Below are 16,830 nucleotides of genomic sequence, written 5' to 3' on the forward strand. Positions count from 1 at the left end.
ATAATATAATAATTTATATTAAAATATAAAGGCTTATTGGTGAAACTTTTTATACTATTATTTCTATTTTATTATACAAATGCAGTAGAGCTTCAAGAACCTGAGATATACCAAAATAGTACTCATAATATAAAAAATTGGTATATGAGTGAAAAACTTGATGGAATAAGAGCATACTGGACTGGAAAAGAACTCTTAAGTAAAAATGGTAATAAAATTTATGCACCAACTTGGTTTACAAAAAATTTTCCAAAATTCGAGCTTGATGGGGAATTATGGACAAAAAGAAATGACTTTGAAAATATTCAAAACATAGTATTAGATAAAACACCTTCAAAAAACTGGTCTCAAATCACATACAATATTTTTGAAGTTCCCAATCAAAAAGGAGATTTCAAAAAAAGATTAGAAAAGATAAAAAATTGGCAAACAAAAAATAAAAACAAATATATAAAAATTATTCCACAAATAATTTGTAAAAATAAAAAACACTTAGAAAAACATCTAAATAAACTTATAAATTTAAAAGCAGAAGGAATAATACTAAAAAACCCTAAATTGTCCTATTTTGTAGGTAGAAGTAAAAATATATTAAAAGTAAAAAAATTTTCTGATATGGAAGGATTAGTAATAGGATTAAATAAACATGATGATGGAAAATTTAAAAGCTTAAAACTAAAACTTAAAAATGGAGTGATTTTTAACTTAGGTGGTGGTTTTACAAATAAACAAAGACTTAATCATCCTAAAGTAAATCAAATAGTAACTTTTAAGTATTATGGGTTTACAAAATATGGCAAGCCAAAATTTGCTTCATTTTTAAGAGTAAGAAGAAGCGAATAAACTTGCTTCTTCTTATAAAATTATTTATCTAAACTCTTTAAAAACTCTATAGTCATTCTAACACCCGCTCCTGATCCACCATAAGGATTATATCCCCAAGCTTTTTGAGCATAAGCAGGTCCTGCTATATCAAAGTGAATCCATTTATCTTTGTTTTCTTCACAAATAAAATTATCTAAGAAAATACCTGCTGTAATTGCTCCACCATATCTTGTGTTTGCAATATTACAAATATCAGCTACTTCTGATTTAATAGTTTTTCTAAGATATCTATTGAAATCTAAAGTTGTTGCATATTCACCTGATTTTAAAGCACTTAAAACAGCATTTCTTTTTAAAATATCACTATTTCCCATAATACCGGTAGTGTACTCACCAACACCAACTACACAAGCACCTGTAAGTGTTGCATAATCAAAAATATAATCAATATCTTCAATCTCATCTTGTGCATAACATAAACAATCAGCAAGAACTAGTCTTCCTTCTGCATCTGTATTTCGCACTTCAATAGTTTTACCATTTTTAGCAACTAAAACATCATCAGGTTTATAAGCATCTCCACCTACCATATTTTCAACTGCTCCAACTATTCCATGTACTTCATAAGGAAGTCCAAGTTTAGCAACTGCCCAAAGTGTTGCCATAACTGCACAACCACCTGCTTTATCAAGCTTCATTGTAACCATAAAATCAGCTGGTTTAAGAGATAATCCACCTGAATCATAAGTAAGACCTTTACCAACTAATACTATTTTTTTCTTTGCATTTTTTGGTTTATATGATAGATGAATAAGTTGTGACTCATGAACAGATGCTCTACCAACACTTAACATTGCATTCATGTGATTTTTTTCTAAAAAACTTTCACCATAAACTTTACAATCAATATCTGCATCATCAGCTAATTCTTTTGCTAAGTCAGCCATTACCATAGGATAAAAATCTTGAGGAGTTGAGTTTACCATATCTCTTGCTTTATTTACAGCTTTTGCTATAACTTTTGAGTCATTTAAAACTTCTTCAATAGCATTTTCATCATCTACTACAAAAATAAGTTCTTGTTTTTTCTTTTCTTTTTTCTCTGATTTATACTTATCAAAAGAGTAAGAACCAAGTAAAGCACCCTCAATTAAGCCTTTTGTATTTTCAATTAAATTACTTTTTGTTAAATCTACTTTTGCTGTTTTATACTTTGTAGATTGAAGTTTTTTTACAGCTGTTGCTATTGCAATAGCTATACTATCATAAGTATCATCTTCATAACCTACATATATCTTTTTCGATTCAGGAAGTAAGATAGAAGCCTCATCTACTGCTTTAAAATCTAAGCTCTCTAAAAGTTCTTTATCTTGTGTTTCTTCAATTTCATTGATTAAAATAATCTCTAAATCTGCTTTTATTTTTTTATAATTTTTTGTATTTATACTAATTTTCACTATTTATTTCCTTTCCTAAAGTTGTTCTTTCTACTTTTTTTGTTGCTTTATTAAAATAATATATTATACTTCCACCAAAAGCCAGTGCAAATGGTAAGGCAAAATACCAATGCTCTTTTGCCCAATGTAATAGTTTTAAAATCTCTTCACCAAAGTACCATACAGGAACAATTGTAATAGCTGCCCAACACCAAGCTGAAATAAGATTAATAAAGGCAAACATTTTAGCACTATATCTTGTAAGTCCTATTGAAATAGGAATAATAGTTCTCATTCCATACATATATCTTTGAATAAAAATAATAGGCCAACCATACTTTTTCAAAAGTAAATGAGCTAAAGCAAACTTTCTTCTTTGACCTTTAAATTTCTTATGCACATAAGACTTATTAAATCTTCCTATGTAAAAATAGACTTGATCTCCTGCAAAACCACCAAGTCCTGCAATAAAAATAGCAATATAAAGATTCATATCTCCTGTATGAGATAAAAGTCCAGCCATAATAAGACCAGCTTCACCCTCAAGCATACCCCATGCGAAAAGAATAATATATCCATACTCTTTTAATAAATAAACAAACTTATTTTCAAAGCCTGAAACAGGAGCATGATAGAGGTTATATCCTAAGTATGAAAAAAATGTTATTACAACTACAGCTAAAATTTTTCCTGAATGAGGTTGAAGTTTTTTAAAAAATTGTTCCATTAAAACCCTTAAAACTAATCGAAATTTAACAAGCTTTTTGCTTGTATCATATCTTTATCACCTCTTCCTGATAGGTTAATAATCACTGTTTTACCCTGAAATTTATCCTTTGCTTTTTTCAAATAAGCAATAGCATGAGAAGATTCAAAAGCTGGAATAATACCTTCTTTTTGACTTAACCAAACAAAAGCATCTAAAGCTTCATCATCAGTAACTGAGTCATATTGAACTGTTTTCATATCCTTATGATAAGAGTGTTCTGGTCCAATTCCAGGATAGTCAAGTCCTGCACTCATAGAGTGTGCTTCTAAAACTTGACCATTTTCATCTTGTAAAAGATAAGAGCATTGCCCATGTAAAACCCCTGGTCGTCCTTTTTCTAGAGAACATCCATGTTTATTTGTATCAAGTCCTAATCCACCAGCTTCAATACCAATACAAGTAACATCTTCATCTTCTATAAAATGTGAGAACATTCCAATTGCATTTGATCCTCCACCTATACAAGCAAGAACATAATCTGGAAGTTTACCTTCTTTTTCTAAAATCTGTTTTCTTGATTCATAGCCAATAATAGCCTGAAAATCTCTAACCATTAAAGGATAAGGATGTGGTCCTGCTACAGTTCCTATTACATAAAAAGTGTCTCTTGCATTTGTAACCCAATATCTAATAGCATCATTCATAGCATCTTTTAAAGTCTTACTACCTGATTCTACTGCTATTACTTTTGCTCCTAAAAGTTTCATCCTAAATACATTTAACTCTTGTCTTTGAACATCTTTTGCACCCATAAAAACAGTACATTCTAAACCTAAAAGCGCAGCAATAGTTGCACTAGCAACACCGTGTTGCCCTGCTCCTGTTTCTGCAATAATTTTTGTTTTTCCTAGTTTTTTAGCAAGAAGCCCTTGAGCTATTACATTATTTACTTTATGTGCACCTGTGTGATTTAAATCTTCTCTTTTTAAATATACTTTTGCACCTATTTCTTCACTAATATTTTTTGCATGGTAAAGTGGGTTTTCTCTTCCTACATAATCTCTTAAAAGTTCATTTACCTCAGCCCAAAACTCTTTATCAAATCTATATTTATTATATTCTTCTTCTAATTCTTTTAAAATTGGCATTAATGTTTCAGGTACATACTGACCTCCAAAAATGCCGAACTGTCCCAAATGATCTGGGTCATGTTTGCTTGGTTTTGGTATATAATCGTTCATATTTCTCTCTTTATACATCTAGCACTGAATAAACTGGTGCTACTTCTTTTAGTTTTTTTGCTCCATCTAAAATCTGAATGTTCATTAAAAAACACATTTCAACTAAATCAACATTCAGCTTATTTATAAGTTTTGCAGCAGCATAAGCCGTACCACCACTTACAATAATATCATCTATTAAAAGTACTCTTGCATGAGTATCTCCCCTAAATGCATCAAGATGTAATTCTACCTCATCAAAACCGTATTCTAACTCGTATTTTTCACAAACAGTTGTACTTGGAAGTTTTCCTTTTTTTCTAACAGGAACAAAACCTATTCCTAATCTATCAGCTAAAGCAGCTCCAAAAATAAACCCTCTTGAATCAATACCAGCAATATAGTCTAAGTTATAATCTTTGTATCTATCTTCTAAGTGTTTCATAAGTAAAGCAAAGGCTTCTTTGTTATTTAATAGTGTAGTAATATCTTTAAAAATGATACCAGGCTTTGGAAAGTCTTCTACATCTCTTATAGAGTCTAATAATAATCTTTTGTCATCTTCATTTAGTTTTTTTGAACCCAAAATATTTCCCTTTTTATTTTGATGATATTTAGGAAATATTTTAGCTAAAAGTTTATTATTGTTTTATAATTGCAGTGTGATATGAGGTTATTTTAGATTAAGACTTATATCCGTTTGGATTTTTAGATTGCCAATTCCAAGTATCTTCACACATTTCACTAATACCTTTTTTTGCTTCCCAATCTAAAACTTTCTTTGCATAACTAGGATCTGCAAAACATTTTGCAATATCCCCTGCTCTTCTATCTACGATTTTATAAGCTACTTTTTTACCACTTGCTTTTTCAAAAGCTTTTACCATATCAAGAACACTATAACCATTACCCGTTCCTAAATTTACAGTTAAAACCTCTTTAATACTATCAATCTTTTCTAATGCTTTTACATGTCCTGTTGCTAAATCTACAACATGAATATAGTCTCTAACACCTGTACCATCATGAGTATCATAGTCTCCACCAAATACACTTAAAAACTCCCTTTTCCCAACAGCAGTTTGGGCAATAAATGGCATAAGATTATTTGGTATTCCATTTGGATCTTCCCCTATAGTTCCTGACTTATGAGCTCCAACTGGATTGAAGTATCTTAAAAGAACTATTTTAAACTCATTATCAGAGATATAAACATCTCTTAATATCTCTTCAATGAAATATTTTGTTCTACCATAAGGATTTGTAGTAGCTCCCACTGGAAAATTTTCTTTTATAGGTGTTGAATGAGGGTCTCCATAAACTGTAGCAGAAGAAGAAAATACTATTTTTTTACAGTTATGTTTTTTCATAACTTCAAGTAAAACTAAAGTACCATTTATATTATTATCATAATATTCTAAGGGATTAGAAACAGACTCACCTACAGCTTTCAAACCTGCAAAATGTATAACAGAATCTATCTCATACTTTGAAAAGACCTCATCTAAAGCATCTTTATCTCTAATATCACCTTCTACAAACTCAATTTCTTTTCCTATAATTTTTTCAACTCTTTTTAAACTCTCCTGTGAAGAGTTACATAAGTTGTCAAAAACTACAAAATCAAAACCTGCTTCATGTAAAGAAATACAAGTATGACTTCCAATATATCCTGCTGCCCCTGTTACTAGTACTTTCAATATTTTTCCTTTTACTTAATAAGTTTGGTATTATAATTTATTATTTATTACTTTGTCTTTAAATTCTTTTTTATCTAAAATATTAAATAAAAAAAGGAAAGAAAATAAGTAAACTTTATTATTTTAAGATTCACTAATTTAGTTTAGCTTATGGTCAAACTCAGGAACTATCTCTTTTAAAGCTTTTATTTTATCTTTTTTTACAAATAATTTATCTATTTTTTCATTCAATTCATCTATATCAAAATAAGTTGGAGAAGCTACTGTGATTGACTCATACTCAGTTTTTTTATCACTATCATTGATAAGTAACTCTTCATATAGCTTTTCACCAGGTCTTAAACCAGTGAATTCTATATCAATGTTTTCTTTACCACTTAAATCGATCATTTTTTTAGCTAAATCAACTATCTTTATAGGCTCTCCCATATCCAAAATAAAGATTTCACCACCTTTTCCAATACTTGCTGCTTGAAGAACAAGCTCACAAGCTTCTGGAATAAGCATAAAATACCTTGTAATATCAGGATGAGTTACAGTAATAGGTCCACCATTTTCTAACTGCTTTTTAAACTTAGGTATTACACTACCACTACTACCAAGTACATTTCCAAATCTAACTGCTACTATTTCTGTATTATCAATAGTATTTTTATTTTGTGCATAAAGTTCACAAATACGCTTTGTTGTTCCCATAACATTTGTAGGTCTTACAGCTTTGTCAGTTGAAATAAGAACGAACTTTTTTACATTATATTCAACTGCTAAATCAATACAATTTTTAGTACCAATGATATTATTTTTTATAGCATCTTCAATATTTTCTTCTACAAGCGGTACATGCTTATATGCAGCTGCATGTATAACTATATCAATCTTATGATTTTCAAATACCTCTTTTAAACTATCTTTATTAGAAACAGATTTCATAACTGAATTTATTTTATATGAAGATAATTCTTCTGTAATACTATAAAGGTTAAACTCACTGTGATCTAAAAGAATAAGTCTTTTTGCTCCAAACTTAGCACATTGTCTACTTATCTCGCTTCCTATACTACCACCTGCACCTGTAATAAGTACTGTTTTTTCTTTGATAAAATTTTCTATCTTTGATTTATCTAAATCTTTTGGATGTCTTGCTAGTAAATCTTCTACTGTTATGTCTTTTAGTTGTTTTTGCTCTGAAAATTCACTTGTTAAAGTATTTATTATTTTAATATCATGTATATCTAAAATATTTAAAGCTTCAATTATCTCTAAAAGTTTTTTTTGAGAATACTCTTTTGCAATTATTATAGCTTCTATATTTTTAACCTTTACTACTTTTTGAAGTTCACTTAAATGATAAACTTTTAAATTCATAATAAAGGTATTGGCTAAAAGCTTATTTTCATCTAATATTGCTACAGGTGAATAATCTATGTTTTTTGAATCATTTAATATGGATTTAACTGAACTATTTGCTCCTATAATTAAAGTATTCTTGTAATTTAAACTTTTATTACTTTCTAAAATTATTCTTTTTGATAATCTAAGCAAAGTAATAAAAACAACTGAAAGTGAAAAATCTATTATTATTACACTTCGGGGAAAAGGTTCAAGGGCATCTTTAAAAATATAAAATATAAAAATAAAAACCGTATAAGATAATATATGAGCTATTAAAAGTTTTTTTACTTCATATAAAGAAAAAAATCTCCATGCTGTTCGATAAAGTCTAAAATAAACAAAAGACCCTACTTTTATAAAAAACAATATAAAGAAAAAGAGCAAAAAGGATTCAAAAAAAGCAATTGGTATATCGAAATTAAACCGTAAATTATAAGCTATAAAAAAAGTACTTAAGGATATTAAAAAATCTGCAAATAAAAAAAATACTATTCTTTTAAAAGGTGTAGGACTAAATAACAAACTATATCCTTTCAAACTTTTTTTTACTATCTACAAACTTCATAATAGCATATAAAACTATTAAAACTACCAAAAAAGTAATAGCGATATTTGGAATAAAATACACAAGTGTAAAAATAAATATATTTAATACAATCATAAAATTAGTAACTTTAAAATGACTCCATCCAGACTGAGTAAGTCTTTGATAAGCATGTTTTTTGTGAGCTTGACTTAACTTCTCACCATTTAATTTTCTTCTTAAAAGTGTAAGTGTTGCATCAAACCAAAATACTGAAAATAAAACTATCCATATCCAAAAGTTTGTACTTTCAATATTTGAATAATATATAGTAAAAATAGCTATATTATACCCTAGAAGAGTACTTCCTACATCTCCCATAAAAATCTTTGCTTTATTAAAGTTCCAATATAAAAAGCCTAATACTGCCACACCTAATACAATAAATATACTGTTTGAAAAAAGCAAAAATCCGGAAAGACTTAAAAACACAAACTCACTTCCCACATAACCATTTATTCCATCTATAAAATTTGTAAGATTTATAAACCAGATTATCATAAAAAAAGCAAAAATATTTGTAAAAACACTAAAAGATATATCAAAAACACCAAAACTTAATACATCAAAACCACCTAAAAAATAAAGACCTAAAATAGCAACTGATGATTGAACCATTAGTCTAAGCTTTGGACTTAATTCATATAAATCATCAAAGAAGCTAACTATACTGATAACAATTCCAACTAACAGTGCATAAAAAAGATTTGCCTCTATCTCATTTGTAAAAAACAAATACAACAAACCTATCAGCCAAGTAACTGAAATAGCAATCCCACCACCATGTGGAGTTGGAATAGTATGAGAACTTCTTTCATTTACAGTTGCAACTAGTGACTTTTTTATTGCATACTCTTTTATAAGATATGTAAGACTAAAAGATATTAAAAGTAAAATTATATAAATCAAAGCTTTTCACCTTTTATCATAAATTCTATCCCCTTTTCAACACTAACTAGATTTTTAAGTCCTAATTTCTCTTTTGTAATACTATTATCTACTTCCAAACTTCCATAAAGTCTTTTATGAAATGAAGGCTTAACTATCTTTAATAATGTTTCAAAAAAAGGTATTTTTATTAGATATACTTTTTTATCTAAATTTTTTGCTATTAATTCAATAAGTCTAGTAGTACTTAAAGGTTCATTATCAGAGGCTAAGAAAATTCCTGATTTTTGTTGAGTGATTACCTCATCTACTAAATGGCAAAGGTTTCCTATATAAACCATACTTCTTTTATTTTCTATCTTTCCAAAAGGTAATATAGGAATTTTCTTTGTAAGATTTACAAGGTTTTTGATATTTGCTTTTACTCCATATCCATACACTATTGGTGTTCTGATGATACTTACTTTAAAATTTTCATCTTCTAGCTTTTGAAGTTCAATTTCAGCTTTTAATTTACTCTTACCATACTCATCTTCTGGAATATACTCTCTTTCTTCTGTGTATACACCGTCTGTCTCTTCACCATAAACTTTTACAGTACTCATAAATACAAAATATTTTACACCTGACTTTTTTGCTTTTTTTGCCATTTCTAAGGTTTGAGATACATTTACTTTTTCGTATTCTTCTTTACTTGCTCCACCCATTTGGTGAACTAGTGCAGAGAGATGAAAAACTATATTTATATCACTACAATCTAAATTATTTATATCATCTTTCAGAAAACTAAAGATTTTTATTTTGTATTTATCTTTATATTTATTTATAAAATAGTTTCCAACAAATCCTGATGAACCAGTGATTAATAATTTTTTCATACTTTACCTTCATAAATATCAAAATGTTTTTCTATAACTTTATTTATATCAAACTCTTTTATAGCAAGTTTTCTTCCTGCTTTGCCCATACTATTTCTTAATTTATTATCAACTATTAATTTTTCTATACTTTCAGCTAAAGATTTTGAATCTTTTAAATTACAAAGTAATCCTGTAATATTTGACTCTATAGCATCTCTACATCCAGTAACATCTGTAGTAACAACAGCTCTTCCACTAGCAGCTGCCTCTATAAGAACTTTGGGTAATCCTTCTCTGTATGATGGAAGTACTACTATATTTGAATCACTAAATACTTTTGATATATTACTTCTAAAACCATATACTTTAATACATCCATCTTTTTTTATTTTTTCTATATCATTATTGTTTAAACTAGCTGGATTATGAATATCTATGTCACCATATAGCTCAAACTCTATTTTTGGTAATTTTTGTTTTATAATTTTCGCAGCTTCTACATACTCAAGTACACCTTTGTCTTTTAGAAGCCTACAAGCCATAGATACTTTTATATTTTCATTATTTTCTTCTATGTATTTATATTCACTTAAATCAACTCCAGAACCTCTTATTAAAGTAATAGGCACTTTTACTATAGAATTTACTACTTTTTTATCATCAGGATTTTGCACTATTACATGAGAATTCTTTCCTCCTAAAGCAAATCTATACATTATTTTTATTAAACCTCTTACTATCGAAGCTTTAAACCCCTGTTTTATAAATATAAATCCAAGTCCAGATATAGAAAATACTTTTTTATGAATATTTAAAAATCTTGAAGCAATTCCACCATATAAAACTGGTTTGATAGTAACAAAATGAGTAATATTTGGACTTATCTCTTCTAAAATCTTATGTATTTGTCTAAAAACTTTTATTTCTCCATTTATACTTACTGCACTTCTCGATAAATTAAGAGGATGAACGATCAATCCTAACTTTTCTAAATACTCTTTTTTATCAGTTATTCCACAAGATATATGAACTTCATAATCTTTGTCTAAAGCTTCTAAGGCTAAAGGTAATCTATGAGATATAAAAAACCAATCCACATTTACAATAAATAGAATTTTTTTAGTCAAGCCACTTTTCCTTCCACATCTGATACATCAAAATAAACCAAATAGTTGTACCTATATCAACTCCATCATAAAATCTTTTTTTTAACTGTGTTATTTCTTCAATATTAAAAATATTTTCATCTAACTTTTTATCATCTAAATATTTTAATACTAAAGGCTTTAACTCATCTCTTAACCATTCATTTAAGGGTATCTGAAATCCTGATTTTGGTTTATCAACTAATTCTTTTGGCAAATATTTATAAAGAACTTGTCTAAGTAAATATTTACCTTGTCTATTTTTATATTTTATATCAAATGGTACTCTTGCCAAATACTCTATTATCCGATGATCGATCAAAGGTTCTCTTCCTTCTAGACTTACACTCATTGTTGCTCTATCTACTTTGGTAAGCACATCGTCATTCATAAAGAGTTTATAATCAACAGCCATCATTTGATTTAAGAATTCTATATTTCCAACCTTTCCCCATTTTTTAAATAAATCTTGATTTTTTTCAACTTTTAAAAATCTAATAATTTCATTTTTATCTACATAACTACTTGCACTTTCAAACATCTCTTCTAAGCTACTGCTATTTATCGCTCTTTGAAATTTTGTATATTTATCTTTAATATTTGTTTGTTTTAGTTTTTTTGGTAGTTTTTTATTTATGTATTCAACATTATTTACACTAAATAGATTTAATCCAGTTTTCAAAACTTCTCTTTTGAAACTATTTGAGAAAATACTTTGAAACCTATTTAAAAAAAAGTATTTACTATATCCACAAAAAGCTTCATCTCCACCATCTGCACTCAAAGCTACTGTTACACTTTGTCTAGCAAGTTTTGATACAATCATAGTAGGTAAGGCAGAACTATCTCCAAATGGCTCATCATAGTAAAATGGTAAACTTTCTACTAAGTCTAACATATCACCATTCTTCATATAATATTCAGTATGATTTGTACCCAAATATTCTGCTATTATTTTAGCATGGTTTGCTTCATTGTACTTTTCATTATCAAAACCTATAGTAAAAGTATTTATCTTTTTATCTTGCTTTTTAGCTAATAGTGATGCAACAAGTGAACTATCATATCCTCCACTTAGAAATACTCCAACAGGTACATCTGACACCATTCTTAAATCAATTGCATCATCAAGTATTTTTTCAACATCTTTTAAAATTTCATCTTCATTTTTAGCAAATTTTTCTTTTAAATAAAAATCATTTACATCCCAATACTTTGTAATCTCAAATTTTGAATTATCAATTTTGAATTCTAAATAATGTCCTGCTTCCAATTTAAAACAGTTCCTAAATATAGTGTATGGTGCAGGTATATATCCAAATTGAAAGAAGTAAGGTAAAACTTCTAAATTTTGGTTTTTTTTAAAATTAGGATTCTTATGAAAAGATTTAAGTTCAGAAGAAAACATAAATTGATTTTCATCAACATAATAATAAAGAGGTTTCACCCCTGCTCTATCTCGTACTAAAATTAATTTATTTTGAAGTTTATCAAAAATAGCAAAAGCAAACATTCCTATAAACTTATCTATACATTTAACACCCCATTGTTTATAACTATAAAGTATCACTTCTGTATCACTATTAGAAATAAACTTATACCCTAAGTCTTCAAGCTCAATCCTAATAAATTTAAAGTTATAAACTTCTCCATTAAAAACTATCACATATTTTTCACAGTCACTTACAAAAGGTTGATGTCCTTGTGAACTTAAATCTTGTATTGATAATCTGTTATGTCCAAAGTGAACTCCACTTTTTTCATCAAAATACACACCATCATCATCAGGACCTCTGTATGATTGAATTTTAAGCATATCATTTAAAATATCTAAATTTTTATTTTTATCTATAAAACCAACTATTCCACACATATTATCTCTTCATATTGTCTTATTATCTCTTCAATTCTAAAATCATTTGTTTTTTGCTTAACTTTATACTTATAATCTTCTCGTAGATTTTCATCACCTATTATCAAATTCATTGATTCTTTCATTTTTTCTAGATTTTTTACAGGTGTTAATATGCCATACTGTGATAATTCTATATTATTTTTTAGTTGAAAATTTACATTACTATCTGGAGCTAAAATTTCTCTTGGCCCACTCAAGCAATCAGTACTTATTACACAACATCCACAAACCATTGCTTCAGCTAATACATTAGGAAACCCCTCACTATTAGAACTTAATACAAATAAGCCACATTTTGATAAATATTTATATGGATTATTATCAAAACCTAAAAAAATCACTCTTTCATTTAACCTTAACTTATTAACTAAGTTTTTCAAATTAGCTTCTTCTTCACCCTTACCTAAAATATAAAGCTTATATTCCTTGTCTTCAATTTTAGAAAAAGCATTTATAAGTAAACTATGGTTTTTTCTTTTTCCTAAAGTTCCAACAGTAATAATACTCTTATCTCTATTAATTTCATAAGAAACTTCTTCACTAGATAATTGCTCAATTTTTTCTATATCATAAGGATTATAGATAACTTTTTGATCAATACTAACACCAAAGTTTTCGATTAAATCATTTTCAATAGCTTTTGATACAGAAATAATCTTGTTAGCTTTGTTATATAAATTTTTTATTAAAAGTTTACTTATTCTTGAAGAGAATGAATTATCTTCATACATAGAACTTGCTGCTATCCTTTCACTTATTATGCATTTATGATTAGATAAATATTTTGTTAAAATATTTACATAATTAGCTCTATATAAAAAACTAACAATTTGAGAAAAATTATAATTTTTTATAACTTTACTTAATTTATAAGAAATTATCGGTAATCTTAATAATTTAACTATTCCATTTTGATTTGATTTTTCATTTAGACTTATAATATTAATTCTTTTATCTAACACATAAGATATTTTATTTTCCATTAAAATCAAATGACATTCATATTTTTCTACAAGATTATTTAACAGTGTACATACAACTCTCTCCGCACCACCACCATCAAGAGAGTTTATTAAAACTACTATCTTCTTATTCACTTAAAACCTTTTTTAATAGATTTTGATAAGCATTTAAATTATCATCATAATTACAAATTTTTAGTAAGTGTTTTCTTGCGGATTTACCTATTTTATTATCATGATTATTTTCTATAATAAAATTAATCTTTTCACTTAAACTCTTACTATCACCTGAGACTGATAATCCTCCGGTTACACCATCAATTATTAAGTCAAAAGCACTTCCAACAGCTGTAGTTGTAACCACAGGGATTTCTAATGCCATAGCTTCATTTACTGTAAAACCCCAACTTTCCATTTGTACATTTGCATCTAATCTAAATCTAGTTGGTAGAACAAATATATCACAATTTTTATAGTAATAAGGAGCTTCATTTGATAAACAGCTTCCTAAGAAATGTACCCTATTGTTTAAACTCATTACATTTACTAAGTTTTCACACTCTTTTTTGAATTCACCATCACCTATAACTATAAGTTCATACTGTTCATTTATTTCAGGCATTGCTTGGATAAGTAAATCCAAGCCTTTATATTTTACAATTCTTCCGAGATAAAGTATCTTTTTTGCAGTAGTTGTATTTTCAAGTTTCTCTTTTATCATTTTATCTATATTTTCATCATTTACATACTCTTTTGTATCTAATGTGGTATTATATGCTATCTCTATTTTTTCTTTACTAAATCCAAACTCATCTATGTAAAACTCTTTTGTACGACTACCTGCAGCTACAACACCATCAAGACAATATTTTATCAAAAACTTCACATAAGGATAAATCTTTTTGTATTTATTTACCTCTTTTGGATATCTCCATAGCTCATCAAAAACTATGATTTTTTTTCCCATAAGTTTTAATAACGGAGTAAGAAGTAGATATGGTACACCTATAATATTTGAAAAAATAAATACTTTATAGCCTTGAAATGGTAGTTTCAATAAATCTAAAGAAAAACTATCTATAGGAAAATCATGTAACTCTTTTGCTTGTATATAATCTATATTTGTATTTTTTAAAATTCTTTCAACTTCTTCTCTTATATGTCCATTATCTTTTGACATATCTTCCGACCAAAAGAACTTTATATTTAAATTTTTAAAAAGTTTTTCAAAAATTCCTTCCCTATATATTCTAATAGCAGGATGAATATATACTATTTTATTTTTTACATCCATTTTTCATACCACATCTCAAACATTAATAAAAACCAAAGTTTTTGTACATTTTCTCTATTACCACTTAAATAACTATCTCTTAATCTTATAACTTCTTTTGAATTGAACAAGCCTTTTTTTTCAATTTTCTTTTCATCAAGATAAATCATAAAATACTCTTTTAGTTCATCTCTAAACCATTCAGTTAAGGGTACTCCAAATCCCTGTTTTGGTCTATCCATCATTTTTTTTGGTAGATATTTATGAGTTATTTGTTTTAGAAGCCATTTTTTATCCCCATCTTTATATTTTAGACTTGATGGAAGCAGTGAAATAAATTCTATAATTCTATAATCTAATAAAGGTTCTCTTCCTTCCAAACTCACACTCATAGTAGCTCTATCTACTTTTGTCAAAATATCATCTACCATATATGTTTTATAATCATTAGCTAACATTTGATTTATTTCATCATTTGTATCAGCTATTTTAATATCAAAATTTGTCGATAAATCATCAAAACCAACTTTTAGAAGTTTGTCTCTTTCTTTTTTTGTGAAATATTCACTAGTATATTTCATAGCTTCTACACTATTTTTTGCTTTTAAAATAGCATTTATTTTCTCATATCTTGTTGCAAAATTATAAGTTTTATTTAAAATAGGTATATGTTTTGGATTTATCTTGTCCATTCCAACACTAATTAGAAATTTTATACTATTAGGAATAGAATTAAATTTATTGAAATATTGCAAAGTTGTTGTATATTTACTATATCCTGCAAATATTTCATCTCCTCCATCAGCACTAAGACTTACTGTTACATCTTTTCTAGCTAATTGACTTACGAGTATTGTAGGTATTGCACTACTATCTCCAAAAGGTTCATCATATATTTCACTTAATTTTGGAATAATTTCTAAAGCATCTTTTTGAGTACAATAATATTCTGTATGATTAGTACCTAAATAATTTGCTACATTCTTTGCATAAGGTGCTTCATCAAAACCTTTTTCCTTAAAACCTATTGTAAAAGTATTAATTTTTTCGCTTCTACCACTTTGTAAAATTGCTGCAACTGCACTACTATCATACCCTCCACTTAAAAAAACTCCTACAGGTACATCAGATACCATTCTATATTCAAAAGAAGACTTTAATAATTTTTCAGTTTTTTCTATCGCTTCATATTGAGATATATCTAGTTTGGGCTTATTATAAAAATCTATTACATCCCAATATTTTTTTTCTTCAAATTTTTGTGATTTTAAATCTATTTCTATATAGTGACCTGCTTTTAATTTATATGTATTCCCAAATATACTATATGGTTCTGGTATATATCCAAATTGTAAATACAAAGATAAACTACTTTTATTTATCTCTTTTTGAAAATTTTGATGTTTATGAAAAGATTTTAGTTCGCTTGAAAAAAGTATCAAACTGTCTTTTTTATAATAATAAAATGGCTTAACCCCAGCTCTATCTCTGATAAATATAAGTTTATTAGACTTTTTATCATAGATTGTTATGGCAAACATACCATTAAACTTGTCAACTGCTTTTATGCCCCACTGGTAATAAGACTTAAGTATCACTTCTGTGTCACTATCAGAATCAAAAATATACCCAATATTTATAAGTTCTAGTTTTATTTCTTTAAAGTTATAAATCTCACCATTAAAAACTATAACAAGATGTTCAAAAGACATAGGCTGATGTCCATGTGCTGATAAATCTAAAATAGAAAGTCTTCTATGTCCAAGTGCTATTTGTGAATATTCATTTTCATCGTAAAAATATCCACTATCATCAGGACCTCTATGATGAATAACATCTGTTATATTTTTTAAAATATCAGATGATGATTTTTTTGAGAAATCACAAAAACCAGCTATTCCACACATTATAATATTACCTTA

At 27.4% G+C, this 16,830-nt stretch carries 14 protein-coding genes; 1 reads left to right on the forward strand and 13 read right to left on the reverse strand.

Annotated elements, in window-relative coordinates:
- The first annotated feature begins 39 nt into the window (after window positions 1-39).
- Window positions 40-843 carry a DNA ligase gene (locus tag ACH5BH_RS11780; protein ID WP_423298475.1) on the forward strand — a complete coding sequence of 268 codons (804 nt, stop codon included), beginning with the start codon at window positions 40-42 and terminating at the stop codon, window positions 841-843.
- Between the two features lie 20 nt (window positions 844-863).
- Here ACH5BH_RS11780 and ACH5BH_RS11785 read toward each other — a convergent pair whose 3' ends face one another.
- From ACH5BH_RS11785 to asnB (ACH5BH_RS11845), 13 genes are all read right to left on the reverse strand, one after another.
- Window positions 864-2,282, reverse strand: coding sequence for a leucyl aminopeptidase (locus ACH5BH_RS11785; protein WP_423298476.1), 1,419 nt, complete (start codon window positions 2,280-2,282; stop codon window positions 864-866).
- Window positions 2,272-2,988, reverse strand: a complete 717-nt coding sequence (locus ACH5BH_RS11790) for a DedA family protein (RefSeq protein ID WP_404307180.1) — start codon at window positions 2,986-2,988, stop codon at window positions 2,272-2,274. Before ACH5BH_RS11790 ends, ACH5BH_RS11785 begins: the two co-directional genes overlap by 11 nt.
- A gap of 14 nt (window positions 2,989-3,002) precedes the next feature.
- Window positions 3,003-4,211 (reverse strand): tryptophan synthase subunit beta, encoded by a 1,209-nt coding sequence (gene trpB, locus ACH5BH_RS11795; protein ID WP_423298477.1) that lies wholly within the window; start codon window positions 4,209-4,211, stop codon window positions 3,003-3,005.
- A gap of 10 nt (window positions 4,212-4,221) precedes the next feature.
- A complete protein-coding gene (locus ACH5BH_RS11800) occupies window positions 4,222-4,776 on the reverse strand; it encodes an adenine phosphoribosyltransferase (protein ID WP_423298478.1) in 555 nt (184 codons plus the stop codon).
- Window positions 4,777-4,873: 97 nt separating this feature from the next.
- Complete coding sequence (gene galE, locus ACH5BH_RS11805; protein WP_423298479.1) at window positions 4,874-5,890, reverse strand: UDP-glucose 4-epimerase GalE; 1,017 nt, start codon at window positions 5,888-5,890, stop codon at window positions 4,874-4,876.
- Between the two features lie 138 nt (window positions 5,891-6,028).
- Entirely contained in the window at window positions 6,029-7,804 is a 1,776-nt protein-coding gene (locus tag ACH5BH_RS11810) for a polysaccharide biosynthesis protein (RefSeq protein WP_423298480.1), read from the reverse strand.
- Window position 7,805: 1 nt separating this feature from the next.
- On the reverse strand, window positions 7,806-8,774 hold the full coding sequence (locus ACH5BH_RS11815) for an MraY family glycosyltransferase (protein WP_423298481.1): 969 nt from the start codon (window positions 8,772-8,774) through the stop codon (window positions 7,806-7,808).
- A complete protein-coding gene (locus tag ACH5BH_RS11820; RefSeq protein ID WP_423298482.1) occupies window positions 8,771-9,631 on the reverse strand; it encodes an NAD-dependent epimerase/dehydratase family protein in 861 nt (286 codons plus the stop codon). Before ACH5BH_RS11820 ends, ACH5BH_RS11815 begins: the two co-directional genes overlap by 4 nt.
- The gene (locus tag ACH5BH_RS11825) at window positions 9,628-10,740 is read right to left on the reverse strand and encodes a glycosyltransferase family 4 protein (RefSeq protein WP_423298483.1); all 1,113 of its coding nucleotides are present in this window, start codon (window positions 10,738-10,740) and stop codon (window positions 9,628-9,630) included. The genes ACH5BH_RS11820 and ACH5BH_RS11825 overlap by 4 nt, the downstream gene beginning before the upstream one ends.
- A complete protein-coding gene (asnB, locus tag ACH5BH_RS11830) occupies window positions 10,733-12,631 on the reverse strand; it encodes an asparagine synthase (glutamine-hydrolyzing) (protein WP_423298484.1) in 1,899 nt (632 codons plus the stop codon). Before asnB (ACH5BH_RS11830) ends, ACH5BH_RS11825 begins: the two co-directional genes overlap by 8 nt.
- Window positions 12,619-13,770 carry a glycosyltransferase gene (locus ACH5BH_RS11835; RefSeq protein WP_423298485.1) on the reverse strand — a complete coding sequence of 384 codons (1,152 nt, stop codon included), beginning with the start codon at window positions 13,768-13,770 and terminating at the stop codon, window positions 12,619-12,621. The genes asnB (ACH5BH_RS11830) and ACH5BH_RS11835 overlap by 13 nt, the downstream gene beginning before the upstream one ends.
- Window positions 13,763-14,929 carry a glycosyltransferase family 4 protein gene (locus ACH5BH_RS11840; protein ID WP_423298486.1) on the reverse strand — a complete coding sequence of 389 codons (1,167 nt, stop codon included), beginning with the start codon at window positions 14,927-14,929 and terminating at the stop codon, window positions 13,763-13,765. Before ACH5BH_RS11840 ends, ACH5BH_RS11835 begins: the two co-directional genes overlap by 8 nt.
- Window positions 14,920-16,815 carry an asparagine synthase (glutamine-hydrolyzing) gene (gene asnB, locus ACH5BH_RS11845; RefSeq protein WP_423298487.1) on the reverse strand — a complete coding sequence of 632 codons (1,896 nt, stop codon included), beginning with the start codon at window positions 16,813-16,815 and terminating at the stop codon, window positions 14,920-14,922. The genes ACH5BH_RS11840 and asnB (ACH5BH_RS11845) overlap by 10 nt, the downstream gene beginning before the upstream one ends.
- Between the last annotated feature and the right edge of the window lie 15 nt (window positions 16,816-16,830).

Origin of the sequence: Arcobacter rhizosphaerae (genome assembly GCF_049472155.1) — a bacterium.
GTDB lineage: Bacteria > Campylobacterota > Campylobacteria > Campylobacterales > Arcobacteraceae > Arcobacter_B.